This window comes from Psychrobacter halotolerans, from assembly GCF_039680845.1.
Taxonomy (GTDB): Bacteria; Pseudomonadota; Gammaproteobacteria; order Pseudomonadales; family Moraxellaceae; genus Psychrobacter.
Genome location: NZ_JBDKWD010000001.1, coordinates 50,755 through 76,196, shown reverse-complemented (window position 1 = coordinate 76,196; position 25,442 = coordinate 50,755). Strand labels below are relative to the sequence as shown.

Here is a 25,442-nt window from a genome sequence, read left to right as displayed (position 1 = left end):
TATTAATAGTAACGTTTTAACGGTTACTAACCTAATAGTCAAGGCTGTATTGTATAAATGGCAGTACTACTCGACAGACCGCTAAATAACCTTAATCATATACCCTTAGTCATATAAACTTAGTTGTATAAAAAGACAGCGGGTATAGATGATGGTTACATGTTGGCTTTGAGTTCAGGGTAATCGTCTGATAAGGCCACATACCAGTTTTGGTTGGCGGTCTCATCAGTATGCGACTCCAATAATAAAGCCGCTAGACTGGCAAAGTTGGCATGCGCGGTTTGTCCGCCCTCGGTTTGTGTGTCTTCTTCGATGGCAAGCGTGACTTGTCCGCCCGTCATTGCCAAATACACTTCGGCTAGAATCTCTGAGTCAAGTAATGCCCCGTGGAAGGTACGATCTTGCTTACCAACATCGAGGCGTCTTACTAACGCATCTAGTGTGTTTTTTTGTCCAGGATACTGCTGCTTTGCCATTGCGAGCGAATCGGTCACTTGTACGCGCTCGGCAAAATCGTTCAAACCAACTTTGGCAAACTCCATGTTTAAGAAGTTCATATCAAACGAGGCGTTATGCGCGATAATTTCTGCGCCATCCATAAAGTCATAGAGGGATTGAGCGACTTGATCGAAGGTTGGCTTATCGGTTAAAAAAGCCTCAGAGATACCGTGAATGCGAATAACTTCCTCATCCATACCGCGCTGAGGGTTGATATAGACGTGGAGTTTTTCGCCTGTAAATTTGCGTCCAACCATCTCAACAATACCAACCTCAATGATCCGGTCGCCTTTTAATGGATCAAGCCCTGTGGTCTCAGTATCCATAATAAGCTGGCGATCAGACTCGTTACGATGTGTGGGCTTTGGTAACAGCGGCATAAAGTTTGGATTGGCACGGCTGGTATCGCCATCGAACTTTATAGCATCGACTGCCACATCCGTTGTCTGAGCGTCTTCGATGTTATCAGACTTGGTATTATCTATCATTGGTGTGTGGGCATCTGGCATATCTGTGGTACTCGCTGGTTTGGTCGCATGGCTTTGTTCATCATTGGTTTTGTGAGCATCGTCTTGATAGCGATCTGCTTGTATTATAGCGTCTTTATCTGCCGTATTATCGTCATAATACTCATTGTTATGACTCTCTGGTAACGCTTCTTCAAATGCCTCATCCTCTGCGTCAAGACCTAGCGGATCAAAGTTCAGCCAGTCATCGTTAGAGGAGGTTGGTGCCTTATCCGTCGCTATCTGCTCTTTTTTTTTAGACGCATCTTGTGCTGTAACTTTTGATAAGCCCTCACTGCTAGAGGTCACGCCTAGATTTGCCAACTCGTCGGCTTTTTCGTTGCCAGCATGGCCGGCATGACCTTTGACCCAGTGCCAATCAACATCGCGCTGCTGAGTCAAGGCATCCAATTGCTGCCATAAATCTTGATTAGCCACAGGCTTTTTACTGGCGGTCTTCCAGCCTCTTTTTTTCCAGCCTGCAATCCATTCAGTGATGCCTTTTTGGACATAACTTGAGTCGGTCCAAATCTCAAGGTTTTGGTCAAGCGGACTGTGTTTTAGCGCTTGTATAGCGCCCATCAGCTCCATGCGGTTATTGGTCGTCTCTTTATCACCGCCATATAAATCCTGCGTGCGTCCATTACTAAAAATAAGGTGTGCGCCCCAACCACCCGCGCCAGGATTGCCTTTACAGGCACCATCTGTATAGGCAACGGTCGTGTTTGATTTAGCGGCCAATGGATTTATCGCGTTATTGGTATTGAGTGGAGGAGTCTTGCGATTGTCTGACATAAAAGATGCTTGACCTAATAAATGATAAACGTAGAGGAGCCTGAAGAGGGTTTTGACGTGCTTGTGATACAGCTGTTAACACAGTTTTTGACATCACCAACACGAGGTTTGTCCCTTCAAATGCTGGGCTTGATTATAGCAAATCTATGGCTCATTTGCGCAGCTGAGCCGCATAAAATCGCAAAACCCTTGCGCCACTTTTATATGATAATAGTAACGGGCGGGTTTTCTGTTAAAATAGCGCCAACCATTAAAAGGTGTCGACGAGAAGTGTTAATGTTTGCACGCAAAAGTATCTGTTTATAGCTGTCGCTAATAGCGCGATGTTATAAACAGGCGACTATCCAGTAATGGTTTTCATCAGTATTTTCAATGCATGAATGCAGGATAACCCTATTATGTCCTTATGCTCAAACGTTTTTTCAAAAACGATGACGCGTTTAACGATCGGTATTGCCATGAGCAGCGCTCTGTTGCTGACGGCCTGTGATGATCACAATATGCAAACTAGCACAACCATGAAGGCGACAGCAGATTTGTCTGTTTTTGAAGGGTGTTATACGGTCAGTAGTGATGAGCCTGCCCAAATAAAGGTCAGCCAACAAGGCGACGCTTGGATCATGCAAATGAAGGAGGCGGCGAGTGCTAAGCGTGTTTGGGATGATCCTGAGGCGTTAGAAGTCATTGAAAATAGTGAGATACCAAAGTTTTTTTCCATTGATCCTGACAACGTCGATGCTGTACTTGGTCGTCCGGATAGAGTGCTGGTATTGGCTCATGTCAAGCCTGCCTACGCCAATATCGATCCCTTATTAGACAGCGAATATTTGTCTTATATCTATCGCGGTGCCAATACGATCTATCGCGTAGAATGTGATGATGTCAATACTGATATTTTGGCCAACCCTCATGCCAATATTATTATTGATAATGTAAATGTGGATGCACATGCGAGCAGTTAGATGTGCTGTCGTTTAATGTTATAGGTTGGCAACACTTGTTATAAACCGTTATGTAGTAGAGTTAGGCAATATGAATTTTTTTAGTTACGTGGTAATGGGCGGATTTTCTTATGCAGCGGGTTGGGCAATAAGAACCTATGTGTTGGACAAACAGCCTCAACCTGAACAGCCTTATAATCTAAAACATCCGACAATTTTGGCGTACTTGGGTATGTTTTTTATCGCGATGCTGATTGTCTCTTGGCTGATTGGTCGCTACGCGCTGGGTCACGCCACCCTTGATTTGCCTTTTATCATCGTCAATAGCCTCGTTGCCACCTTTGTCTGCTCATTCGGCCTGAATCCTGAAAAAGCCAATTACGATGTGCCTGATTGAAGCTTGTAAACACGTTGCTAAAAAGTAAGAAGCCACGGCTGATAAATATGTTATCGACCGTGGCTTTTTTGCGATCTGTCAGCGATTCAGTTTACAGCTTATTTGATTGTTTGGAATGTCGACGATGCGTAGCGAAAAAGCAAAGTTGGGAAAGGGTTGAGTAACCCTATCAGCCAAAAGGCACGTTATACTTCATCTGTCAAAAATTGTACCAGTCTCGCTGTATACTTTTGGCTTGACGATAAACAACAAATATAAAAAACATCCAACCTACTAAGACAAAAATGACAAGGCAGCAGCAAGACATGGGTTCAAAAACATTGTGTATACAGTCTTCTACAAATACTAAAGCTGGGCTAAATCGTCGGCAGTTTTTACGCCAGATCGGACTAACGGCGGGTACAGGATTATTGGCCACGCAGAGTATGGCACAAGTGCTGCCAGCTAATTCGGTGAACGGCATTGATAAAAACAGCAGTACGCAATTAACCAAAGATGACCTACCCATGGTTTTGGAAGAGGAGAATCTGCCATCGCAAACGCTATCAGCGCAAACAAGTTGCGTCACGCCAACCATTGAAACGCATTTATTTGCCAGCTCCAACGTTGGCGGCAGTGATGAGCGCAATCAATTGGCATTGGATCGTATGGCCTGTGCTGGTTTTAAAGTGAGTAACCCAGCGATTACCAGTCGCCAGTATTTGCGCTTTGCTGGTACGGACTCACAGCGAGCAAGTGATCTGCAAAACATCGCCACAGGTGCCATAGCGGCGCCCAAGTTGCTGCTCGGCGTACGCGGTGGTTATGGCGCCATGCGTTTATTACCCATGGTTGATTGGTCAACGCTTGGGCGTATTATGAAGGAGCGCGGCACGATACTGGCAGGTTTTAGCGATGTGACGGCTATTCAGTGTGCGCTATTGGCAAAAGGACATATGAGCTCGCTTGCGGCGCCCATGCTATATAGCGAATTTGGTAAGGTTAAACCCGACCAAGTGACATGCCGACAGTTTGCTGAAGCTTTGAGCAATCCCAATCTGACGATCAGTATAAAAGATGCAGCTTTAACCAGTCCGCGGTTACCCAGCATGTTGACTGCGAATGCGCCAGCAGCTGTGAGCGGCACTATTTGGGGCGGCAATCTGAGCGTGGTGTCCGCGCTGGCTGGCAGTGAGTATTTGCCAAAAATCGCTGATGGCATTGTTTTTTTGGAAGACGTGGGCGAGCAAGCCTATCGTATCGAGCGTATGCTCTATGATTTGTACTTGGCAGGTGTATTTAAGGGGCAGCAAGCCATTGTGTTTGGGGCATTGTCAGGCTCAGGTGAGGACAGTTATGACAAGCGCTATGATGTCGCGGCCGTGGTTCGTCAATTGCATAAGCTGACAGGATTGCCGATTTATAGTGGCATGCGTTTTGGTCATATCGGGCAAAAACACAGCTTTCCGCTCGGAGCGACTTGTCACATTAACCCCAGTACAGATGGTGGCTATCAATTGGCATTTACCGATTATCCGACTATCAAGGCGGATACGATTCACGTCGAAGGATTGTGGCAAAATATTTAATATTAATATGAATATTATCGTCACATTATTTTAAAACTAAAGTAACGCTACTGGGATGAATGTGACGCAGCCTCTGTGATAACAGCACGCAAGGAGCATTTCATTTATATTAGTCCCATGTAACGATGAATACCTGCGTTTTATTTTGTACTGACTACCATTAAAAAGGTTAAATCGCTAACCGCGAAAACTTGTCCTGATATTCTTTAGGCGTCAGCTCAGTCACTCGTTTGAACAAGCGAGTAAACGATGAGATGTCATCATAGCCGACTTGGTCAGCCAGTGACTTTATGGTGACATTGCCCGATTCTAATAAGCGCTTTGCCTGCTCAATTCTAACCGCCTGAATATACTCAATAGGACGCATGGCGACACTGGTTTGAAAGCGTCTGTTTAAGGTGCGCGGTGTCACATTGACCATGGCTGCCAAACGACTGATTTGGATAGGTTGATTAAAATTTGCTTCAATAAATTCTTGCACTTGTTTGACCAACTGGTCTGAATGCGGCTTGTGCAAGGTCACGTTGGTATAACTGTTTTGATTGCCCCTTTTACTGTCAATAATCTGAGTTCTGGCCACCTGTGTGGAGATCTCGCGTCCACAATAGCGCTCAATTAATAACAATCCTAAGTCATAAAACGCGCTACCGCCAGCGGCACAAAATATATTGTCTGACTGGGTTACAAATTGATTTTCTTGTAAATCAACCAGCGGAAAATCTGTCTTAAACTTACTCGCATAGCCCCAATGCGTTGTGGCAATCTTATGATCTAGCAATCCAGCTTTTGCCAAAAAAAACGCGCCGCTACAGTTACTGGCAATATCTGCCTTGGTATTTGCCAATCTTTTTAGGTGGATCAATAGCTCGCTGTTTTGTCCAAGAACCTTATCAATTGAATCACCAATGGTGGGAATGAGTAACAAATCGCAGTCAGTTACGTCTCGAATATCGCAATGCGCTTGCATAATTAATCGATTGCTACACCTGATATCCTCGCCGCCTAAGCTTGCTATCTGTACCTTAAACCGAGGCGCTACGTCCTCATCTAAAAATCGTTGCCAACTGACACCCGTAAACGAAAACAAGTCCAATGCGCCAGCAAGGACACTGCCAAGCACGCCATCGAAACCAAGGATAATTACTTTAAACGGTTGTAATTGAGACATGAGTCTTTGTTTCCCTTTATTGCTGGTCAATGCCTTAGTTAAGGTAATATAAAAAATACAGCGAGACGGGGATAAATTTTTGCCGCTTCTGTCTGCGAAAGCGCAGCAAACAAGAAAAATTTGTACCCGTCTTGCGCCATAATGTCTGGTATCTGTCTTATTTAGTCTCGATAATATGTCCTATTTGACCATAATTATGTCATAAATGACAATACGGCAACGGGTGAAATTAGCTTACTATCTAGTGATACCTCATTCATTTGTTAGCGAGAATAATATGGCAGCAGACAAACTCATCAACGATTTTGAATTACCATTCCAATTATATGATGTACTGGGTACGGATACGTTGACTGCCCAGCCCAAATTTTCAGAGCACAGCCGCGAGACATTTGATGCAGTATTAGACACCGCCGAAAAAATCGCCACCGATCTATTTTTGCCTCACAACCACGTGGCGGATAAAAATGAGCCGCAGTTCGATGGCAAAAAAGTGAGCATGATAGACGATGTAAAAGTGGCATTTGATGCTTTTCGCGAATCCGGTTTTATCGCTGGTCGCTACCGCTTTGAAGATGGCGGTATGCAGTTACCTGAAACCATCATGACCGCTGTGGCAGGTTATTTTATGGCGGCCAACCCATCTACGACAGCCTATCCATTTTTGACCACAGCAGCAATCAATGTGATCTCGCACTTTGCGAGTGATGAGATCAAAGCTGCCTTTATGCCGCGCATGCTAACGGGTGAGTTTACTGGAACGATGGCATTGACAGAGCCGCACGCTGGCTCGTCGTTGGCGGATATCAAAACCACCGCTGTCAAACAAGAAGACGGCTCGTATCGCATAAAAGGCAGCAAGATATATATCTCAGGCGGCGATCATGAGCTGTCTGATAACATCGTTCATTTGGTGTTAGCCAAAGTGCCGGGCGGTCCAGGCGGCGTCAAAGGTATCTCTTTATTTGCGGTGCCAAAATATCGATTAAATGATGATTCGTCCATCGGTGAGCGCAACGATGTGCATTTAACAGGACTTATTCATAAGCTTGGCTACCGCGGTGCAACTTCAACCGCATTGAGCTTCGGTGATGAGGGTGACTGTTATGGTTATCTCATTGGTGATGAGCATTTTGGGTTGCGCTATATGTTCAAAATGATGAATGAGGCGCGTATTGCGGTCGGCTTTGGCGCGGCGATGATTGGTTATCGCGGTTATCAATATTCGCTCGATTATGCCAAAGACAGAACGCAAGGCAGAATCGCACCCAATAATAAACCCGAAGATGCAGCCACTGCTATTATTCAGCATGGCGATGTCAAGCGTATGTTATTGGCACAAAAAGCGTATTCTGAGGGCGGCATGTCGTTGTGTTTGTACGGCTCCAACCTGATCGACCGCATCAATACTTGTGAGGACGAGACGCTAAAGAATGAGCTGTCAGAATTGCTAGATTTACTTACGCCTGTACTAAAAGCATGGCCGTCTGAGTATGGCCCTAAAGCCAACGACTTGGCGATTCAAGTATTGGGCGGGGCAGGCTATACGCGTGAGTATCATGCTGAACAGTTCTGGCGTGACAATCGCCTAAATCCCATTCATGAAGGCACAAACGGTGTGCAAGCATTGGATTTGTCATTTCGTAAGCTGTGGCAAAACAAAGGGCTTGGCATCCAGATTTTAAAACGTGAAATTACCCAAGACTTAGAAAGTATCACCACACCAGAGACCGCCAAACTTGCTGGTAAATTAACCCCTTATATGGCGCATTTGCATGAAGTGTTGGTGCATTTAAGCAAAATTTTACAGACAGAGAAGGCCATCACGCTCACGGGTAATGCGCAGGCGTTGATGAATATTTTTGCCTCAATCGTAGTCGGCTGGATTTGGATTCGTCAAGCCAGCAAAGCCGAGCAGTTGCTAGCCAACACACAAGACGCTGAGCAACAGAACTTCTATCAGGGCAAAATACAAGCGGCAAAATACTTTATCGATTGGGAGCTGCCATTAATCAACCGCGATATCGCAATTTTGACCAACAACAATTCAGTTTGCACAGACATGCAAGCGGAGTGGTTCTAAAGATAACAGTTATAGATAAACAATGAAGGTTAGAAATGAAAAGGTAAAAGCTCACATCGTTGAGGGGATTGAGACGTTCCCCGATACATTGATGATGCTCTTTAAAAGTGAAAACTTCGATAAATTGGTTCTCAAGGTAGAGGAATAAATCATGACATTAAATAAAAATGGAATTGCATCAGACGTAACTGGTAAACGTATTTTAATCACGGGCGGCGCTTCTGGTATCGGCGCGGCCAGTGCCTTACTGCTGGCAAGTCGCGGCGCAAAAGTGGTGATTGGCGATTTGGCAGAAGAGATGGGCGCTACCGTGGCGCAGCAAGCTCAAGACGCCGGTAATAGTATCGTCTTTAAAAAAGTCGATGTGACTAGCGGCGCTGAGGTAGATGCATTATTTGAATTTGCGATGCAAACGCTGGGTGGTCTTGACGTTGTGATCAATAACGCTGGTATCGACCATCAGCCCGTGCCTATGCATGAGCTGACTGAGGAAAACTTTGATCGTAACATCGCTGTTAATTTAAAAGGGGTCTGGCGTTGTATGCGTGCAGCCGTTATTTGCATGGCGCCCAATGGCGGTGGGCACGTAATCAATGTGGCCTCCATTGCAGGTCTGCGTTCTGCGCCTTTATTATCGGCCTATAGTGCGGCCAAACATGGCGTAATGGGCTTAACCAAATCTGCGGCTCACGAATATACGCGTGCGAACATCCGCTTCAATGCCGTCTGCCCAAGCTTTATCGATACACCGATGGTACGCAACACCATGGCCAATATGAGTGAGCACGCGCAACAAGCGACCATCAAAGCCAGCCCGCTGCGCCGTTTGGGTGAAGTTAGAGAGGTCGCGAGCGCGATTGCGTGGCTTGCCAGCGATGAAAGCAGCTTTATGAATGGACATGCCTTTACGCTTGATGGTGGTATGTTGGCTTAATATTAAACACGTTTCTGCTAAGGTTTTACAAAAGCATTTGAACATATATATAAGGAGATATCATGAGGGATTTATTTGATTTAACAGGTAAAATTGCATTGGTAACGGGCGCAAGTCGCGGTATTGGTGAATCTATTGCCCGTCTGCTGGCTTCAAGAGGCGCGCACGTTATTGTTTCTAGTCGCAAGATCGACGCTTGCCAAACGGTTGCTGATAGCATCATCGCGGATGGTTATAAGGCCAGTGCATTTGCCTGTCACGTCGGCGACATGGATCAAATCGAAGCTGTTTTTGCGCACATCAAAAGTGAATTTGGGCAAATTGACATTCTTGTAAATAATGCGGCGGCAAACCCATATTATGGTCATATTTTAGATACGGATTTGGCGGCTTTTGATAAGACGGTAGAGGTCAACATTCGCGGTTATTTCTTTATGTCAACGGCAGCTGGCAAGATGATGCGCGAGCAGGGCGGCGGCGTGATTTTGAACACGGCATCGGTCAACGGCTTGGTTGCAGGAGACAAGCAAGGTATTTACTCAATCACCAAGGCGGCTGTGATTAGCATGACCAAAGCCTTTGCCAAAGAATGTGGCCCCTTAAACATTCGGGTAAATGCATTGTTACCGGGTTTGACGGACACTAAGTTTGCCTCAGCGCTGACCACCAATGATAAAATTTTAAAAATGGCGCTGCACACCATACCATTGGGACGCGTCGCTGATCCTGATGAGATGGCGGGCACCGTACTGTATCTGGTGTCGGATGCGTCAAGCTATACCACGGGCGCGACCGTGGTAGTAGACGGCGGTATGCTTGCTTAGTTGCTTAGTTGCTTTGTCATAATCGTTAAAAAATAAAGACTTGATAAATTCCAATAGTGACAATAAAAAAACCGCATGAGAATCTTCTTAGGCGGTTTTTTGATGCAAATATCTAAAATAAGGTATGCTTAAATAAAAGCTCCATACTCAGCTATCTTTGAGTCAATACAGAGTAGGATCGATAGATCAATATCTAAGTACTACTTGTATGAATTTTTCGAAGCCTCTAGAGTACCATGCGCACAGCAAGCGAGTAAAATTCATACAAGTAGTGCTGTCGCGTTTTAACGTATTTCAGATTTATAGGGAGTCACGGATGGATTTAGCCAATAGTAATAATGAATCAATAAAGACGACTGTTGAAAATAAAACATGGTTATTTGTGCCAGCGACTCGGATCGACCGCGTAACAAAAGCCTTTGCCAATGGGGCACAGGCGGTGATTGTTGATTTAGAAGATGCGGTTGCCCCAGCAGACAAAGCGCAGGCTCGCGAGGCGTTGAAAAACTACTATGACGAGCAAAATGAGCAGCAAACTTACCAACCGATTTGGCTACGTATTAACCAAGCAGGGATTGAAGCGTTTTTGGCCGACATAGCGCTATGTCAAAAGCTGCCTAAGCTCGCTGGCGTATTACTCGCCAAAGCGGAGCAAGCCGCCGATATTGAACATATTCATCAGCATACGGGACTGTCAGTCATTGCCTTGGTAGAAAGCGCCGTAGGCTTGCATCAAATAGATAGCATGGCAAAGGCCACTGGTCTTGCGGCGTTCAGTTATGGCTTCTTGGATCTTTGCAACGATCTTGGCGTGCAAGTCGGCACACCTGCGGCAGACATTGTTGCCAATCAAATTCGCTATCAGTTGATTCTCACATCAACCGTCCACAAGCTTGCGCCGCCTATCGACACTGTCTATCCTGATTTTAATAATGAGGCAGGATTGAGCGCCCGAGTACAATTGTGGTCACAAATGGGCATGTCAGGGATGCTCTGTATTCACCCCAAGCAAGTGGCGATTGTCCATCAAGCTTTGCGACCGACAGAATGTGAGCTGCAATTTGCAAAGCATGTAATGGCAGAGTATGAGCGAAGTGGTCAGGCGGTTTTCAAAATAGACGGTGAGATGGTTGATGCGCCAGTGATTGCACGCTGTCGTCAGTTATTGACTCAGTGGCAGACGACTTGAGAATGCTTTATCATAAACCATCCCCACTTATATATTATAAACACACATTATGATTTTTATCAGCAACACCATTAGTCTAAATGACCACGAAGTCGATATCAGCGCCATACGCGCGCAGGGAGCAGGCGGGCAAAACGTCAATAAAGTCTCGTCAGCCATTCATTTGCGGTTCGATATTGGCGCTTCAAGCTTGAGCGATGAATACAAGCAGCGTCTATTGGACAGCAAAGACAACCGTCTGACCAAAGAGGGCGTACTTGTCATCAAAGCTCAGCAGTTTCGCACGCAAGAGAGGAACAGAGTCGATGCGCTGGAACGTTTGCGTAGCCTTATTCTAAAAGCCACCCACGTTAATAAAACCCGCAGACCAACCAAGCCAAGCTTTAGTGCCAAACGCAAGCGCGTGGATCAAAAAACCCAGCGCGGCAAAACCAAAGCATTACGCGGTAAAGTGGATTACTAAGTTGATTATTAAGAGCAGAGTTGGTTGGTAAGTGGCCATAATCAGGTCAGTATAAAAAGGATGCAGCGCGACTGGAATACATTTTTTGTAGCCTCTGTCTGCAATGGCACAGCAAGCCAGAAAAATGTATTCCAGTCGAGCGTCTCGACGTTGTGTATCTGCTTTATTTAGAATTAATTGTATTTAGAATTGACTGTATATACTCAATGTATCATTGGGTTAGATTGACTGTCCTTAAGAGAAAATAAAAAATGCCAACCCATCATCTGAGCTGGCATTTTTTTGTCTGTTTTAATCGGTTCGCAACCAACTCAAGTGTAATTAGCCAAGCCTTTTGCCCAATTCAGGAAAGCGCTTGATCATAAATAACATGAGAAGTAATGCCACAGCAGCGATAGCCGCGCCGACATATCCCACACTTGATAAAGATATGTGCGTCACCGCATAACCACCGAATAAAGCACCAGCACCAATTCCTAAATTGATAATCCCTGAAAACATCGACATCAGCATATCTTGCGCAGTCACATCTACCATCAGCACCTTGGCTTGCATGGAGATAATCAGTAGCATAAGCGCTGCGCCCCATAGCAAGGCAATGATACTAAGTGCCCAAATTGAGCTCACAGCAAACAACAACGTCAACATCGATCCTAGCATCAGTATCGTTGATATCAGCATTAATCGCGTATTAAAGCGGTCGCCCCAGCGGCTAAATATCACACTACCAGCGATACCGGCTGCCCCAAAGAGTAACAGAACAAACGTGGCTAAATTCTCACTGATTGAGCCGACTTGACGCATGAAAGGCTCGATATAAGAATAAGCCGTGTAGTGCGCTGTAAAGACAAGCAAAATGAGCAGATACAGGCAGACCAATAAAGGGTTTTTGAGCAATTCTGGAATTTTTCTAAAAGAGCCTTCAAACATACTGGGCAAAGTAGGTAGAAGCCTTGCTTGTAGGATACATACGACAAGAGCGATCACACCAATACCGCCAAAGGTCGCGCGCCAGCCAAACCATTGACCGATAAGACGTCCCAATGGTACGCCAAGTACCATCGCCAGTGATGTACCAGTCGCCAGCACACTAAGCGCCAGTGCCTTTTTGCCTTCAGGTGCCACGCGGATAGCAATCGCCGCTGTGATTGACCAAAATATCGCATGTGATAAGGCAATGCCCACGCGACTGATGAGCAATACATTAAAACTCCAGGCAAACACAGATAACACGTGGCTGGCGATAAAGACAGCAAACAAACCCAAGAGCAAGCGTTTGCGCTCAAATTGGCTGGTTAGTAGCATCAGCGGCAATGACATGGCAGCGACGATCCAAGCGTACAGCGTCAACATCCAGCCCGTCTCCGCTGTTGTAATAGAGAAGTCTTGCGCAATATCACTCAATAAGGCAACGGGGACAAATTCGGTCGTGTTCATAATGAACGCGCTGACGCCCATCAAAAATACTTGAAAATACTGAGTTCGGCGAGCATTGGCGCTCGCCTCAAGGTTATGTGTCATAAGGTCCAATACAAATAAGCGGTCAATGCTAAAAAAGAAAAATAAAAAGCCAACGCTAAAGACAGAGTAGTCAAAAGCGAAAGCGGAGATAGTTAATTAAAAGTGAAAGCAGAGAGATAAGAATAGCGGAGCAAGATAACAAACCCTTGACAGTAGTTAAAGTAGTTTTTTGATAAGGTGGGTTACGCTGTCGCTTCTTATATGAACGTGAGCATATTAATTTTAACAAGAGCAGCCTTGTCAGTATTTATTTTCTACTCTCTGATGTGCTATTATCAGTACGTCCTCTATCGTGGGTTTAACAGCTTTGGGTCGCCACTCGTTATCGCAATCTAGTATTGTAATTTAACGCCGACGTCCAAACCTTGCAACTTCCAGCACGATATAAAACAATTCTGGTAAAGCGCATGAGCCTGTACTCCGACACCTCATTTGTGCCTGATTTTATTCGCCTATGTGGGCTTATTTCATACTTTTTCGTCGGAGTCACAGGAGTCTAAGGTGTTCAATACTATGAAGTACACTGTCAACCAATCCAAATATATCCGTCGTTACCATCCCCGTCATCCGCTGGCGCAATATGCTGTCAACCAAATAGACGCCCTCAAACTGTGTTCAAAAGACATCATCAAAGCCATGGGCTATCCGCTCAAACATACCATTCCTGCCTCTGATCGCCTGCGTCACGTGTTATCACACAAACATCTTGGCCTAGATGGCAGCTATAGTGACAAATACTTTACGGCCGATGAGTTTTTGGCCAAGCTGTTTTTGGTGCTTGAAATTCCTTATGAGCCATTTGCAGAGGATATCATCAAAATAAAATATGATGTGGCGCATAGCTGCCGTGCTGTACCCACATACCGCTTACGTGCACAAGTAGCGTTTGAGTTTGGAGACGCCAATTGGCTGGTTCGTGGCAATGCTGAGCGTTTGGCTGACGTGCATTTGCCAGAGGGGTTTGCCGAATTAAATGACACAGAGCGCCATTTAACTGCAAAAGAGAGTATTGGTGAGCACTATCAACAGTATGAGGGCAATTTACCCTTTGAGGGTATTATCAAAGGCTATCGACTGATTGCTGAACAAAAAAACGAGACGGTTGAGAGAGTAGAGTATGGCTTGCCAAAGTCTAGTAGTGTGTAGCGTCAGTATCTAACATCTTTGTCCATATATCTTTGTAAGATGACTCATGAAGCATTTGATTGTAAAAATTAGCGACAAAGACGAAAATCTGGATGCTAATAGAGTCTCGCTGTACTAATAAAGCCTCGCTGTATAGTGAGGCTTTTTCGTTTTTATACAGAGCACTTTTATAGAATGCTTGATCTTTATGATTGTTTTTTTAATTCTCATTTAAATTCATGGACGCAATTAAGTCAGTGAACTTATGACCTTGCACGGAAACATGGGCTTTTAACACATTCTCAGCCAAATCTTCATCATGATTGATGATGGCATCCAATATCTCTTGATGTTCTTTAAATGAATGGCGCATCCGGTTGCTAACGCGTAGTTGCAGGCGTCTGTAGGGATGGAGTCGATTGTGTAGATTGCTGGCTTGCTCTATCAAAAATCCATTGTGGCTGAGCTGATACAGAAAAAAATGAAACTTGCGATTGGCCTCATAATAATCCTCGGGATTGTCTTCCAATAGATAAGCCTCACATAGCTCGTGCAAAGCCACCAGCTGCGTTTTCTCCGCCTCATTGATTCTTCGCGCTGCCAATCGACCGCACATCCCTTCAAGCTGTGCCATCACTTCAAACATCTCACAAAGCGTCACCACATCCAACGTCGGTACAATCGCGCCCCGGCGTGGACGAATCTCAACCAATCCCTCAGATGATAAAAGCTTTAAAGCCTCGCGAATGGGGGTTCTGGATACACTATACCTTTCACAAAGCTCGGCTTCGTTTAGCTTGGTACCCGGTGGAAAATGTCCATAAATAATGTCGTCTTCTATCTTTTTGCTGATTTGCAAAAATAGAGGTAGATCATCTATTAAACTCATAAAAACCCTTTTTGTATACAAAATATAGAGATAATAAATACAATTTCGTTGCGCTTTTGAACAAATTGTTTTAGATTATAGCAAGTCGGTAGGTATAAGCATGACTTTAAAAGGACAGTTTTGCCCCAGTTTATGTAGTCGCTCGGGTCAGAAAATAACGGTTGTGCTAATTTCAGACTTGTCTCTATCTACTTACTATGACTTTTACTGAGATAGCCTTATCTCGAACTGGACGTTTATTGAGAGGCTATCACTATAACCAAGGAGGGTTATTATGATTATATACGGTACTGCCTTACTGGCAGTTTGCTATCTACTGGGCGATCTCATCGGCAAGCTTTTGGGCGCACTACTCGGCGTAGACGCCAATGTCGGCGGTGTCGCCATCGCAATGATTCTCTTAATCACTGGTAAAGAATTACTGGCCAAGAGAAATCTTCTTCCTCAAGTCACTCAGTTTGGTGTTTTGTACTGGGCGGGCATGTATATTCCCATCGTTGTTGCTATGTCAGCTGGTCAAAACGTTGTCGCCGCTATGTCTGGCGGTATGGTTGCTGTGCTTGTCTCCGCTGTTTCACTGGTTATTACGGTGCTCGCTGTTCGTTGGTTCAATAAGTTATCTAACGACTATGATACGTTTGAATGGGATGATAATGAAAAAAGCATAATTATTGAATAACCATTGAATAGTTATGCCAAAGCTGACTCTTGCAGAGTCAGTGGTTGTAAAAGGAATTTTCAACAATCAACGTCATCTTACAAACAATCTATCATCGCCTAAATTAAGTGTATAACGGAGTAATTAAATGGAATTAATTATCGAATCATTGGTGAAAAACAGTTTTGTCACCGCTTTGGCCATTACTGGGCTTGTGATGTTTTTCTCACAAATACTGTCCAAGTATCTTACCAACAATAAACTACAAGCCTCTGCAATTGCTATTACCTTAGGCTTGGTTGCTGCTTATTTCGCCGGTCTCTATACCAACGGGTCGAAAGGTATCTCTGACATTGCCATTTTTTCTGGATTTGCGCTGCTAGGTGGCTCGATGTTTCGAGATTTGGCCATTGCCTCAACCGCTTTTGAAGTGGATGTGAAAGAAATTAAAAGTGCCGGAAAAATTGGCGTTATTGCCTTGTTAATGGGGGCTTTGATTCCATTCGTTGTGGGGGCTGCCATCGCATGGCTACTCGGTTATAAAGATGCGGCTTCGATGGCGACGATTGGCGCAGGGGCGATGACTTATATCGTAGGGCCTATTACAGGAACTGCTGTTGGTGCAAGCTCTGATGTGATTGCATTGTCAATTGCTATCGGCTTGATCAAATCGGTCTTTTTTATGGTCTCAACTCCGCTACTTGCCAAGTTTATGCATCTAAAAAGTCCACGCTCAGCCATGATTTTCGGCGGCTTGGTAGGGACGACCAGTGGTGTCGCCGCAGGTTTGGCCAGTACTGATGTGCGATTGGTGCCATACGGTGCTTTGGTCGCTACTTTTTATACAGGGCTAGGGGCATTATTAGCACCATCCGTATTCTTCTTAGCCTTAAATGTCTTTTTTTGATGACCAGCATTTCATACAAGACTTTTGTTAAACAGATTTTTTATAAATAGAAAGAGGGAATCTTATGAACACGACCATAAACGAAACCACATGGGACACACAAAGAACCAAGCGGCTAGCGAAGATCAATGCTGCTGCCAATAAGGGATTAAAAAAACTGGTTCCAAATGACAGAGTGGTTGAGCTGCTCGAAACCGTCATTGCTCGTGAAGATAAAGTCTGTATAGAAGGTAACAATCAAAAGCAGGCTGATTTTTTGTCTGAGAGTCTCTCTCAATGTAATCCTGACGTGTTGAACAACTTGCATATTTTGCAGTCTGTCTTGGCATTGCCCAGTCATATCGATATCTTTGAAAAAGGCATTGCCAGTCAAGTCGATTTTTCTTTTGCCGGGCCGCAAGCGCTCAGATTGGCAAAGCTGGTACAAAAGCAGCAGATTCACATTGGCTCCATTCACACTTATCTTGAGCTATATGGCCGATATTTTATCGATTTAACGCCCAATGTGTGTTTGATTACCGCTCATTCTGCGGATGCTGATGGCAATTTATATACTGGACCCAATACTGAAGACACGCCAGCGATTGTAGAGGCGACCGCCTTCAAGAGCGGGATTGTGATTGCCCAGGTCAACGAATTGGTAGACGGCGTGCCGCGTGTTGATATCCCCGCAGATTGGGTCGACTTTGTGATTGTCGCGCCCAAGCCCAATTATATCGAACCGCTATTCACGCGTGATCCTGCTCAGATTACCGATGTGCAGATACTAATGGCGATGATGGTGATTAAAGGTATTTACGCGCCTTATCAGATCAAACGTTTGAATCATGGTATTGGTTTTAACACAGCAGCCATCGAGCTTTTATTGCCCACTTATGCTGAAGAATTGAACCTAAAAGGCAAGATCTGCACAAACTGGGCGCTTAACCCGCATCCGACCATGATTCCCGCTATCGAAAGCGGCTTTGTTGAAAGCATTCACAGTTTTGGCTCAGAAGTGGGCATGGATGACTATATTGAAAAACGTCCTGATATCTTTTTCACTGGCAGTGATGGCAACATGCGCTCGAATCGAGCATTTAGTCAAACAGCTGGACTGTACGCGTGTGATTTATTCATTGGTTCTACTTTGCAAATCGACTTACAAGGCAATAGCTCAACCGCGACTGTCGACCGTATCGCTGGATTTGGCGGTGCGCCAAACATGGGCTCAGACCCGCATGGACGCAGACATTCTAGCTATGGCTATCTAAAAGCAGGGCAAGAGGCGACCGATGGACGCGTGATTAAAGGGCGTAAACTCGTGGTGCAGCTGGTCGAAACTTTCCGCGAAAACATGAATCCTGTATTTGTCGAAGAGCTGGATGCATGGCAATTGCAAGAAAAAATGGGCAGTGATTTTCCGCCGATTATGATCTATGGCGATGATGTGACGCACATTGTGACCGAAGAAGGCATCGCGAATCTACTGCTCTGCCGTACGCCAGAAGAGCGCGAACAAGCCATTCGCGGCGTTGCAGGCTATACCGCCATTGGTATGGCGCGCGATCACGAAAAAGTGAAAGAATTGCGCGCGCGCGGCATCATCCAGCGTCCAGAAGACTTCGGTATCGACATCTCAAGAGCGAATAGAGACTTATTGGCCGCAAAATCGGTCAAAGATTTGGTCAGATGGTCAAATGGCACTTATGCGCCGCCGAGTCGTTTTAGAAACTGGTAACAGGGTTTTAAAAAGAATAATAGCACTGCTAAGGATACAATTATGAACTTAATTCATTATACATTTAGATCACAGCCTGTGGACGTGACAACAAAAGACGTCATTTGCGGCGTCGTCGGTTCAGGCAACCTAGAGATACTGGTTTCGGCCTTGGACGATAACGAACACAGTAAGTTTGTCATCAATACCTCAGTGACGGGCTTCGACCATATTTGGGAAGCGGTGATAAAGGAATTTGCGGATCGTTATGCCGTGGGTGGCTTACAGTTTGATATCAATGATATGGGTGCCACGCCAGCGGTGGTGAGTTTACGCCTAAGCCAAGCGATCAATATTTTGGAAGGGGAAGCACATGACTAGTTCAAGTTCACAGCATTCAAACGAGACGCACTCGAATATTCAAAAGAGCTTTTATGAAAAGACGGCTCGCAACCGAATCAATAGTGTGGTGGATAAAAACAGCTTTGTCGAAATCCTCAAGCCCGGCAGCATGCCGACCAGTCCCAATCTGGCCTCATTAGACATTACCGGCAGCTTTGATGATGGTGTCATCATTGGTAAAGCCAAAATAAAAGACGATGCGGTTTATATCATCGCACAAGAAGGCCGCTTTATGGGCGGTGCAGTGGGCGAGATGCATGGCGCAAAAATCGTCGGTATGCTACTCAAAGCACTCGAAGAGAAGCCAAAAGCCGTGGTGTTCTTTGTGGATTCGGGTGGCGTGCGTTTGCACGAAGCCAATGCTGGTCTCATCACCATCTCCGAAATCATGCGCGCGATGCTCAAGGTGCGTAATGCAGGCATTCCTATTGTCACCGTCATTGGTGGTACCAATGGCGCATTTGGCGGTATGGGTATTTGCTCGTGCTTGAGCACCCACATTATTATGACCGAAGAAGGCCGATTGGCGCTGTCAGGGCCAGAAGTGATTGAGACACTCAAAGGCGTGGAAGAGTTTGACTCTAAAGACAGAGCGTTGGTATGGCGAGTGACGGGCGGTAAAACTCGTTATCTGCTGGGTCACGTACAAGTATTGGTAGAAGACGATATCGATGAGATCACGCAAGCCATCGTGGATGGTATTCAGTTGCCCGTTGCCAATTTTGATTTGGCCTATTTGCAGCAGCAGCAAGACGGTTTGCAGCAACAATACGATCAATGGTTTGGGGAAAAAGACAGCATCGCCATCTGGGAAGAAATGGGCATCAAAGATCCTGAATCTATTTCTATGCTGAGCGCCGAGCAAGTCAGAGCCATCAAACAAGGATAATATCATGCAAACTGAAACTATTTTAGCCGAATTATTTCCCAATCAACTTGACTATAATATCGATAATTGGGTCATACGCGGCAGCGCACAAACCAAAGCAGGCAAGGTCGAAATCATCGGTACGGTGGATTCAGCAGCCATCAATCAAGCCATCGCTATCACACTTGCCAATGCTGTGCTTGATGTCATCGCTCAAGGTAAAAAAACGCCCGTTGTCTTTATTGTCGATACGCAGGGACAGGATTCGTCACGAGCCGATGAGCTGCTGTGTTTAAACAGAACGTTTGCGCATCTGGCCGCTTGTGTCGATTTGCTCAGACGCAGCGAGCATCCCAATCTGGCAATTATCTTGGGTGAGGCGGTGAGTGGCGGCTTCTTGTCTTACGGTCTAATGGCAAACCAAATCTTTGCGCTACAGTCTAGCCAAGTCAAAGTCATGGATCTAAATGCCATGTCAAGAGTGACCAAGATACCGCTGGACAAGCTCCAGTCGTTATCACAGACGTCAGCAATCTTTGCGCCGGGTGTCGAAAACTTCTACAAAATGGGCGCGGTTGATGATATCTGGGTCGATCTGGATGAGCATTTGGTAGCAAACGTGATCGAGTCACAGCAGACTCACCTCGATGACTTTTTGACCGACAGTCGCCGCGAGCTTGCCAAAGAAAGAGACGGTCGCTTGCTATGCAACGAAGTAGTAGACGCGGTTTTAAGTGCTTAAATTGATTCGTCCATAATGAAGTTTATATGGATATAGTCGAGCCAATTTAAAAAGAGTCCGGTTCTAATGGGGTAAATTTTGCGCAGCCTCTGTCACGTTGTGAACAGCCAGCAAGGAAAATTTATACCAGTAGAACGTGATGGCGGTCTATACCATTTTTTTGTTGGATTAACTATGTATCATCAAATAAGTAGATAAATAAACGAAAACAGATAGGTGGTTTGCATGCATCGTCATGACTTGGTCTACTTACAACCAACAGACGCGTTTACGTTGTTAAATGCTTCTCTGCCTTTATCGGTGGTTCAAGCGGTAGATGACATGATCGATGCCAAGCAGCCCTTTACTGTCTGTCGCCAAACTACCCAGCAACTATCAAAAGTAGCAACAAGCCACATAGAAAACCACTGCAAATATAGACTGGCGCTCAAGCTGTCTGCGCCGCCCCAAGTCATTACTTCACCATTGGCGCTTGAAAAACTGATACCTAGTCTACCTAGCACTATTCAAAAACAGACGCAAGCTTTGATTAATCAGTGTCGTGATTTGAGCGCTGATCTCTACGCTTATGGCTCCTTTGCCAATCAGTATTTTACCAATCTACCTTTTGTCACGTCCATGTCGGACTTAGATATTTTAATCGTTGTCCATGATATGGATAGAGTGGCTGAGGTTTTAGTCGCAATCGAAGCGTTTAAACACTTTGCTCAGTCTCAAGTCGGTTTAAGGCTCGATGGCGAAGTCAGAGTGAACGGATATCAAGACGTGTCATTTAATGAGCTGATTCATGCCTTGGTATCTGATATACCGACGGTGGTTGTCAAAACGCTGTATGACGTTGAGCTACAAACCATAGATGTATTACTAGGATGGAAACCCAATGAGTGTGAACGTTTTATTAACGCCCGCAAGCGAAGCCTTATCCTCTAAACAAGCCATCTGGCAGCAAATCGATGATTTTGCTCTTGATGCGTTATACGAAGAGATAAACCTTGAAAACAAACCGGGATTGGTTTGTCCGTCAGGCAATGGTAGTCATACGGATATGAGTTATGATACGTTTATAGCCAGTATCAAATCATTACGAGGGTATTTTGCGACACTCAGTGCCTTTGGCTACGATAACAGAGACTTCGATGATATAAAAAACACAGGCATTCGCCAAGAAACAAAAATGCGCCACGCCACCAATAATATCAATACGCATAAAGGCGCTATTTTTAATTTGGGTTTTGCCAGTGCCGCCATTGGTAAATGCTTGCAGGGGAATGAGCCACTCACGACGAAAAATATTTGTGCGCAAATTGTCAAAAACTGGCAGTATGACCTAACGCAGCGCCTTGAGCGTAAAGCCGACAGTCATGGGCAGCAAATGTATCAAAAGTATGGCGTGACAGGCGCGATAGAAATGGTGTCGACGGGTTTTCAAATCATTCAAAACATTGCCTTGCCTTGTTTTTATGAGACGCTTTATCGCACGCAAGACTTTGAAAAAGCGGCCATGCAAACCTTAATGACACTGATTGCGTCTTTATCGGACACCAATCTGGTATGGCGCGGCGGTTTGAGTGACTTAAGAAACGCGCAAACGATGGCAAAACAGTTCTTACAGGCAGGCGGTGTCCATCAACCTAAGTGGCGTCAAGCCGTCAGGATGATCAATCGCTATTTCATTCACCGTAATCTGAGTCCGGGTGGCAGTGCTGACTTGCTCGCGGTTACGATTTTCTTTTATAAGGTCGAAAATGAATTTAATCCTTCTATTTAGTGGACAAGGTTTACAAAGTCAGCGGCACATAGAAGAGGTGCTGAATGGCATTAGCGTTGATGAGCAATCTTTATTAAAAGGTATGATACCAGAGCTGTTTGCGAGCGAGATCGACCCTACATTTGCTGGCGAGACATTGTTCAATAATGACGTTGCGCAGCCCTTTATTTATACGTTGCAGTATCAGCGCTGGCAACAGCTTCGCCATTTGATTGATAAACCCATTGCCTTTGCTGGCTATTCTTTGGGTGAAATCAACGCGTTCTGTTGTAGCGCGCAAATGGATTTTGCGGCAGGATTGAGCTTGGTACACACGCGAGCCACGCTTATGGAAGAGAATGTCTCGGATTCTAGTGGTTTGCTGGCAGTACAAGGATTGCATCATAGTGAGCTTGACAATCTTCTCTCACAAACGGACACGCATTTATCCATCAAAATTGGCGAAGACCAATTTATCATTGGCGGGTATCAAGATAGCCTAAGCAAAGCTAAAGAGCTGGCAAAGACACTTGGCGCACGACATACTCAATTACTGAAGGTTTCTGTTCCCTCACATACCCAGATGATGCAAAGCGCTGCTGAAAAATTCCGTGCCTATACCGACTCGATGACTTCGTCGGTGATGCAAATTCCTATTATTAGTGCGACAGACGGTATAAAATACTACCGTTCCAGTCAAGGCTTACACATTCTTTCGAGTCAAATTGACCATCCGTTAGACTGGTATGCTTGTATGGAAACCATGCAAGAGTATCAGCCAAGCATGATTATCGAGATGGGTCCTGGCAATGCTCTCTCTAAAATGATCAATAATTTGATGCCTCATGTACCTTGTCGAAGTTGGGATGACTTTCGTCATGTTGATGGCTTACTCGAGTGGATTTCGAAAAACAAATAGAAGTAGGCACAACCAAAGACAAGCAAAAAAAGGCAAGTTGAATGATGTTATACGTGTGGTTTGTAATTGCAGGTGCCTTTGCGGGTGTTTGCGCAGGTTTGTTCGGTGTGGGCGGGGGCATGGTTATTGTGCCTGTTTTGGTATGGATTTTTACCGCTTATCACTTCTCACCAGAAGTCGTCACGCACTTGGCTGTCGGTACGTCTCTTGCTACCATCGTTGTAACCTCAATCAGCTCTTTGACCGCTCACAATAAACGCGGCGGTGTACGCTGGGATATCTGGCGTAACATGGCATTGGGATTGGTCATTGGTAGTCTGGTAGGAGCAGGGGTTGCCGATAAAATCGATGGCGATTCTCTACAAGCCATTATCGGTGTGGGCGCCTTACTGATTGCGCTAAAAATGCTGTTCTTCTCGAATAAAGAGCAACCAAACAAGCCATTAACCCCGCCGAGTGTCCAGTTTGGTGCAGGTACAGGTATTGGATTGGCGTCATCCATTTTCGGTATTGGTGGCGGCAGCTTGACTGTGCCGTTTTTGAACTGGGCCGGTCTTCCTATGAAGCAGTCTGTAGGAACGGCGGCGGCTTGTGGCTTGCCTATTGCGTTAGCAGGTGCCGCAGGTTTTGCTTGGTTCGGTAAAGACATGACCAATCTGCCAGACGGTACGATTGGTTTTGTTCATATCACTGGGTTTTTATGTATTTCTGTTGCCAGCTTTATCACCGCAAAAATCGGTGCTAAGCTTGCTCATCAATTGCCTGCTTTGATGCTAAAACGCGCCTTTGGCGTACTGCTCTTATTTGCAGGCAGTCAGCTGTTATTGAGCGGGATAGGCGTACTTTAATTGCCTTTTTATTGTACAGTCAGTGCAAAATCAAATTTATTTTTAATCCAATCCTATTACGTACAGAGCCCTTGCATTTAAATGAGTGCAAGGGCTGTGCTGTATTTGTAAGGTATATCTTAAATATTTATTAACGCTGTATCGAACCATCATATCTTAATGGAATTCATTCCCATATTGGCTGTCGTTATTTAAATTAATGATAGATTTTTGGTTAGCTTGTGTTTTTAAGCGCCATATCTCGTAAGCAAACCCATCCGCTATATAACTCCTTCATTTTCTTTAGTTCTTTTACTTCCCTGCTTATGCAGTTCTCATTGCTGCTCTCTCAAATTCCGATTCATTATTGGGCCTGGCAATCTATGGAACTAGCCAGTCAATTGAAATGATAAACGTTGAACTTTGTGATTCTATAATATTTTAGATATTAGCTATACTTATAGGTGTTATTATTTTATATCGTTTGACTGTAACTATTGTGCCTAATATATTAAATAAAGACTGAAAATACGGTGTATAGAGTGAAAGTAGTTTTTTAATCTGTATTTTAATTAATATTTTTAATATGGGTTGTCATTATTACAAGTCATAATTTGCGTTAGATAATAAATATTGATCTTGGCAAGTAAAAACCAAATGAGTCACGAACAAAGGAATGTACAGCATGAAAATATATAGTCACGAAAATCAAATGCTTCATCATCCACAAAGCTACTTCTCTCGAGGGAAGATGCGCGAGCCTCAGGAAAAACCTGAGCGTTTGACTGAGCTTCTAAAAGCACCACAAGCTTTAGATTTAACAGTTATCACTGCCAAAGATATAGGGATTGAGCCAATTCTAGCGGTGCATGATTTGGGATATGTGGATTTTTTAAAAAACGCCTATAGTGAGTGGATGGCTGTCGATGAGGAAATGGGCGTGGAAGTTCAGACGACCATTTATATGCCGCACAATAATTCTGGTCTAGGCATTTTGGCAAAAGCTGCTAAGTATCAAGCGGATGGTAGTGCACCTATTGGTGAACACTCATGGACGTCTATTTACTGGTCGGCTCAAACGGCACTAAATGCAGCCGAGGCCTTATTGAATGATGAGAACACTCAAAACCTCAATCAAAAAAATGTGCAAATATGCCTAACCAGACCTGCTGGTCATCACGCGCGTAAAAACGCTGCTGGCGGTTTTTGCTATTTAAATAATGCTGCAATCATCGCTGAGCATCTCCGTCAAAAATTCAAAAAAATCGCCATCATAGATACGGATATGCATCATGGTCAAGGTATTCAAGAAATATTCTACGACCGTAATGATGTGTTATACACGTCTGTACATGGTAGTCCTATCAATTTTTATCCAGTAGTCGCAGGTCATGAGCACGAAAGAGGTGAAGGGGCGGGCTATGGATATAACATTAATTTTCCGATGCCGCACGGTACAGATGAATCTGGCTTTTTTCATTGCGTCGATCGATCAATCGAAGCTGTAAAACTCTTTAACCCAGACGTTGTTGTTCATGTTTTAGGGTTTGACGTTTACAAAGATGATCCACAAGCCAAATGCCATGTTAGCACCGAAGGCTTCAAAATTCTGGCAGAGAAAATTCAAGCAATAAACAAACCTATTATTGTGCTGGTCGAAGGAGGGTATTGCATAGAAAAGCTTAATGAAAATTTACAAGCTTTCCTCTCTGGGTTTGCTGCAGAAAAAATCATCGATAATGAATAGCTGTAGTCAATGATTGTTTATTAAG

Annotated in this window: 25 protein-coding genes; 21 read left to right on the top strand and 4 right to left on the bottom strand. The window is 44.7% G+C overall.

All coding sequences use genetic code 11. The features are described from left to right. Positions 1-155 precede the first annotated feature (155 nt). A complete protein-coding gene (gene dnaQ, locus AAJP47_RS00325; protein WP_346715921.1) occupies positions 156-1,799 on the bottom strand; it encodes a DNA polymerase III subunit epsilon in 1,644 nt (547 codons plus the stop codon). Positions 1,800-2,197: 398 nt separating this feature from the next. Here dnaQ and AAJP47_RS00320 point away from each other — a divergent pair, with 398 nt between their 5' ends. The 3 genes from AAJP47_RS00320 to AAJP47_RS00310 all read left to right on the top strand — a co-directional run bounded on the left by AAJP47_RS00320 (position 2,198) and on the right by AAJP47_RS00310 (position 4,705). Next, the gene (locus AAJP47_RS00320; protein ID WP_346715920.1) at positions 2,198-2,761 is read left to right on the top strand and encodes a hypothetical protein; all 564 of its coding nucleotides are present in this window, start codon (positions 2,198-2,200) and stop codon (positions 2,759-2,761) included. A gap of 70 nt (positions 2,762-2,831) precedes the next feature. Beyond that, entirely contained in the window at positions 2,832-3,137 is a 306-nt protein-coding gene (locus AAJP47_RS00315; RefSeq protein ID WP_346715919.1) for a hypothetical protein, read from the top strand. Between the two features lie 284 nt (positions 3,138-3,421). After that, positions 3,422-4,705 carry an LD-carboxypeptidase gene (locus tag AAJP47_RS00310; protein ID WP_497198664.1) on the top strand — a complete coding sequence of 428 codons (1,284 nt, stop codon included), beginning with the start codon at positions 3,422-3,424 and terminating at the stop codon, positions 4,703-4,705. A 169-nt stretch (positions 4,706-4,874) separates the two neighbouring features. Here AAJP47_RS00310 and AAJP47_RS00305 read toward each other — a convergent pair whose 3' ends face one another. Next, positions 4,875-5,873, bottom strand: coding sequence for a GlxA family transcriptional regulator (locus AAJP47_RS00305; protein WP_346715918.1), 999 nt, complete (start codon positions 5,871-5,873; stop codon positions 4,875-4,877). A 277-nt stretch (positions 5,874-6,150) separates the two neighbouring features. Here AAJP47_RS00305 and AAJP47_RS00300 point away from each other — a divergent pair, with 277 nt between their 5' ends. The 6 genes from AAJP47_RS00300 (at position 6,151) to arfB (ending at position 11,366) form a co-directional block, all read left to right on the top strand. Continuing rightward, a complete protein-coding gene (locus AAJP47_RS00300; protein WP_346715917.1) occupies positions 6,151-7,956 on the top strand; it encodes an acyl-CoA dehydrogenase family protein in 1,806 nt (601 codons plus the stop codon). Between the two features lie 22 nt (positions 7,957-7,978). Further along, positions 7,979-8,104: a hypothetical protein gene (locus AAJP47_RS00295; RefSeq protein WP_346715916.1), complete on the top strand. Its 126-nt coding sequence runs from the start codon at positions 7,979-7,981 to the stop codon at positions 8,102-8,104. Positions 8,105-8,107: 3 nt separating this feature from the next. Beyond that, positions 8,108-8,890: an SDR family NAD(P)-dependent oxidoreductase gene (locus tag AAJP47_RS00290; RefSeq protein WP_346715915.1), complete on the top strand. Its 783-nt coding sequence runs from the start codon at positions 8,108-8,110 to the stop codon at positions 8,888-8,890. A 62-nt stretch (positions 8,891-8,952) separates the two neighbouring features. Then, positions 8,953-9,714, top strand: a complete 762-nt coding sequence (locus tag AAJP47_RS00285; protein WP_497198663.1) for an SDR family oxidoreductase — start codon at positions 8,953-8,955, stop codon at positions 9,712-9,714. Between the two features lie 316 nt (positions 9,715-10,030). Next, a complete protein-coding gene (locus AAJP47_RS00280) occupies positions 10,031-10,903 on the top strand; it encodes an HpcH/HpaI aldolase/citrate lyase family protein (RefSeq protein WP_346715914.1) in 873 nt (290 codons plus the stop codon). Between the two features lie 49 nt (positions 10,904-10,952). Continuing rightward, the gene (gene arfB, locus AAJP47_RS00275; protein WP_346715913.1) at positions 10,953-11,366 is read left to right on the top strand and encodes an alternative ribosome rescue aminoacyl-tRNA hydrolase ArfB; all 414 of its coding nucleotides are present in this window, start codon (positions 10,953-10,955) and stop codon (positions 11,364-11,366) included. Positions 11,367-11,687: 321 nt separating this feature from the next. Here the strand turns inward: arfB and AAJP47_RS00270 are convergent, their stop codons facing one another. Next, positions 11,688-12,887 (bottom strand): sugar transporter, encoded by a 1,200-nt coding sequence (locus tag AAJP47_RS00270; protein ID WP_346715912.1) that lies wholly within the window; start codon positions 12,885-12,887, stop codon positions 11,688-11,690. Between the two features lie 513 nt (positions 12,888-13,400). Here AAJP47_RS00270 and AAJP47_RS00265 point away from each other — a divergent pair. Next, complete coding sequence (locus AAJP47_RS00265; protein ID WP_346715911.1) at positions 13,401-14,033, top strand: hypothetical protein; 633 nt, start codon at positions 13,401-13,403, stop codon at positions 14,031-14,033. Positions 14,034-14,232: 199 nt separating this feature from the next. Here AAJP47_RS00265 and AAJP47_RS00260 read toward each other — a convergent pair whose 3' ends face one another. After that, positions 14,233-14,901 carry a GntR family transcriptional regulator gene (locus AAJP47_RS00260; protein WP_346715910.1) on the bottom strand — a complete coding sequence of 223 codons (669 nt, stop codon included), beginning with the start codon at positions 14,899-14,901 and terminating at the stop codon, positions 14,233-14,235. A gap of 274 nt (positions 14,902-15,175) precedes the next feature. On the opposite strand from AAJP47_RS00260, the gene madL reads away from it, so the two are divergent. From madL to AAJP47_RS00205, 11 genes are all read left to right on the top strand, one after another. Further along, positions 15,176-15,580 (top strand): malonate transporter subunit MadL, encoded by a 405-nt coding sequence (gene madL / locus AAJP47_RS00255; protein ID WP_346715909.1) that lies wholly within the window; start codon positions 15,176-15,178, stop codon positions 15,578-15,580. Positions 15,581-15,707: 127 nt separating this feature from the next. Next, on the top strand, positions 15,708-16,466 hold the full coding sequence (madM, locus tag AAJP47_RS00250; protein WP_346715908.1) for a malonate transporter subunit MadM: 759 nt from the start codon (positions 15,708-15,710) through the stop codon (positions 16,464-16,466). A gap of 64 nt (positions 16,467-16,530) precedes the next feature. Next, a complete protein-coding gene (gene mdcA, locus AAJP47_RS00245; protein WP_346715907.1) occupies positions 16,531-18,186 on the top strand; it encodes a malonate decarboxylase subunit alpha in 1,656 nt (551 codons plus the stop codon). A gap of 42 nt (positions 18,187-18,228) precedes the next feature. Beyond that, positions 18,229-18,546, top strand: coding sequence for a malonate decarboxylase acyl carrier protein (gene mdcC, locus AAJP47_RS00240; RefSeq protein WP_346715906.1), 318 nt, complete (start codon positions 18,229-18,231; stop codon positions 18,544-18,546). Beyond that, positions 18,539-19,456, top strand: coding sequence for a biotin-independent malonate decarboxylase subunit beta (locus tag AAJP47_RS00235; RefSeq protein WP_346715905.1), 918 nt, complete (start codon positions 18,539-18,541; stop codon positions 19,454-19,456). The genes mdcC and AAJP47_RS00235 overlap by 8 nt, the downstream gene beginning before the upstream one ends. 4 nt (positions 19,457-19,460) lie before the next feature. Next, positions 19,461-20,177, top strand: coding sequence for a biotin-independent malonate decarboxylase subunit gamma (gene mdcE / locus AAJP47_RS00230; RefSeq protein ID WP_346715904.1), 717 nt, complete (start codon positions 19,461-19,463; stop codon positions 20,175-20,177). Between the two features lie 225 nt (positions 20,178-20,402). Further along, complete coding sequence (gene mdcG / locus AAJP47_RS00225) at positions 20,403-21,107, top strand: malonate decarboxylase holo-[acyl-carrier-protein] synthase (protein ID WP_346715903.1); 705 nt, start codon at positions 20,403-20,405, stop codon at positions 21,105-21,107. Next, complete coding sequence (gene mdcB / locus AAJP47_RS00220; RefSeq protein ID WP_346715902.1) at positions 21,058-21,945, top strand: triphosphoribosyl-dephospho-CoA synthase MdcB; 888 nt, start codon at positions 21,058-21,060, stop codon at positions 21,943-21,945. Before mdcG ends, mdcB begins: the two co-directional genes overlap by 50 nt. After that, the gene (gene mdcH, locus AAJP47_RS00215; RefSeq protein ID WP_346715901.1) at positions 21,923-22,843 is read left to right on the top strand and encodes a malonate decarboxylase subunit epsilon; all 921 of its coding nucleotides are present in this window, start codon (positions 21,923-21,925) and stop codon (positions 22,841-22,843) included. Before mdcB ends, mdcH begins: the two co-directional genes overlap by 23 nt. A gap of 44 nt (positions 22,844-22,887) precedes the next feature. Then, positions 22,888-23,691, top strand: coding sequence for a sulfite exporter TauE/SafE family protein (locus AAJP47_RS00210; RefSeq protein ID WP_346716544.1), 804 nt, complete (start codon positions 22,888-22,890; stop codon positions 23,689-23,691). A gap of 664 nt (positions 23,692-24,355) precedes the next feature. Beyond that, positions 24,356-25,417 (top strand): histone deacetylase family protein, encoded by a 1,062-nt coding sequence (locus AAJP47_RS00205; RefSeq protein ID WP_346715900.1) that lies wholly within the window; start codon positions 24,356-24,358, stop codon positions 25,415-25,417. The last annotated feature ends 25 nt before the right edge of the window (positions 25,418-25,442 follow it).

Bases quoted from the DNA above. Each gene is read 5' to 3' on its own strand.
- mdcB (WP_346715902.1), top strand. From the start codon at position 21,058: ATGAGTGTGAACGTTTTATTAACGCCCGCAAGCGAAGCCTTATCCTCT.
- AAJP47_RS00285 (WP_497198663.1), top strand. From the start codon at position 8,953: ATGAGGGATTTATTTGATTTAACAGGTAAAATTGCATTGGTAACGGGC.
- AAJP47_RS00210 (WP_346716544.1), top strand. From the start codon at position 22,888: ATGTTATACGTGTGGTTTGTAATTGCAGGTGCCTTTGCGGGTGTTTGC.
- AAJP47_RS00305 (WP_346715918.1), bottom strand. From the start codon at position 5,873: ATGTCTCAATTACAACCGTTTAAAGTAATTATCCTTGGTTTCGATGGC.
- mdcH (WP_346715901.1), top strand. From the start codon at position 21,923: ATGAATTTAATCCTTCTATTTAGTGGACAAGGTTTACAAAGTCAGCGG.
- dnaQ (WP_346715921.1), bottom strand. From the start codon at position 1,799: ATGTCAGACAATCGCAAGACTCCTCCACTCAATACCAATAACGCGATA.
- madM (WP_346715908.1), top strand. From the start codon at position 15,708: ATGGAATTAATTATCGAATCATTGGTGAAAAACAGTTTTGTCACCGCT.
- arfB (WP_346715913.1), top strand. From the start codon at position 10,953: ATGATTTTTATCAGCAACACCATTAGTCTAAATGACCACGAAGTCGAT.
- mdcC (WP_346715906.1), top strand. From the start codon at position 18,229: ATGAACTTAATTCATTATACATTTAGATCACAGCCTGTGGACGTGACA.
- mdcA (WP_346715907.1), top strand. From the start codon at position 16,531: ATGAACACGACCATAAACGAAACCACATGGGACACACAAAGAACCAAG.
- AAJP47_RS00295 (WP_346715916.1), top strand. From the start codon at position 7,979: ATGAAGGTTAGAAATGAAAAGGTAAAAGCTCACATCGTTGAGGGGATT.
- AAJP47_RS00205 (WP_346715900.1), top strand. From the start codon at position 24,356: ATGAAAATATATAGTCACGAAAATCAAATGCTTCATCATCCACAAAGC.
- AAJP47_RS00235 (WP_346715905.1), top strand. From the start codon at position 18,539: ATGACTAGTTCAAGTTCACAGCATTCAAACGAGACGCACTCGAATATT.
- AAJP47_RS00290 (WP_346715915.1), top strand. From the start codon at position 8,108: ATGACATTAAATAAAAATGGAATTGCATCAGACGTAACTGGTAAACGT.
- AAJP47_RS00310 (WP_497198664.1), top strand. From the start codon at position 3,422: ATGACAAGGCAGCAGCAAGACATGGGTTCAAAAACATTGTGTATACAG.
- AAJP47_RS00315 (WP_346715919.1), top strand. From the start codon at position 2,832: ATGAATTTTTTTAGTTACGTGGTAATGGGCGGATTTTCTTATGCAGCG.
- AAJP47_RS00320 (WP_346715920.1), top strand. From the start codon at position 2,198: ATGTCCTTATGCTCAAACGTTTTTTCAAAAACGATGACGCGTTTAACG.
- AAJP47_RS00280 (WP_346715914.1), top strand. From the start codon at position 10,031: ATGGATTTAGCCAATAGTAATAATGAATCAATAAAGACGACTGTTGAA.
- AAJP47_RS00265 (WP_346715911.1), top strand. From the start codon at position 13,401: ATGAAGTACACTGTCAACCAATCCAAATATATCCGTCGTTACCATCCC.
- mdcE (WP_346715904.1), top strand. From the start codon at position 19,461: ATGCAAACTGAAACTATTTTAGCCGAATTATTTCCCAATCAACTTGAC.
- madL (WP_346715909.1), top strand. From the start codon at position 15,176: ATGATTATATACGGTACTGCCTTACTGGCAGTTTGCTATCTACTGGGC.
- AAJP47_RS00270 (WP_346715912.1), bottom strand. From the start codon at position 12,887: ATGACACATAACCTTGAGGCGAGCGCCAATGCTCGCCGAACTCAGTAT.
- AAJP47_RS00300 (WP_346715917.1), top strand. From the start codon at position 6,151: ATGGCAGCAGACAAACTCATCAACGATTTTGAATTACCATTCCAATTA.
- AAJP47_RS00260 (WP_346715910.1), bottom strand. From the start codon at position 14,901: ATGAGTTTAATAGATGATCTACCTCTATTTTTGCAAATCAGCAAAAAG.
- mdcG (WP_346715903.1), top strand. From the start codon at position 20,403: ATGCATCGTCATGACTTGGTCTACTTACAACCAACAGACGCGTTTACG.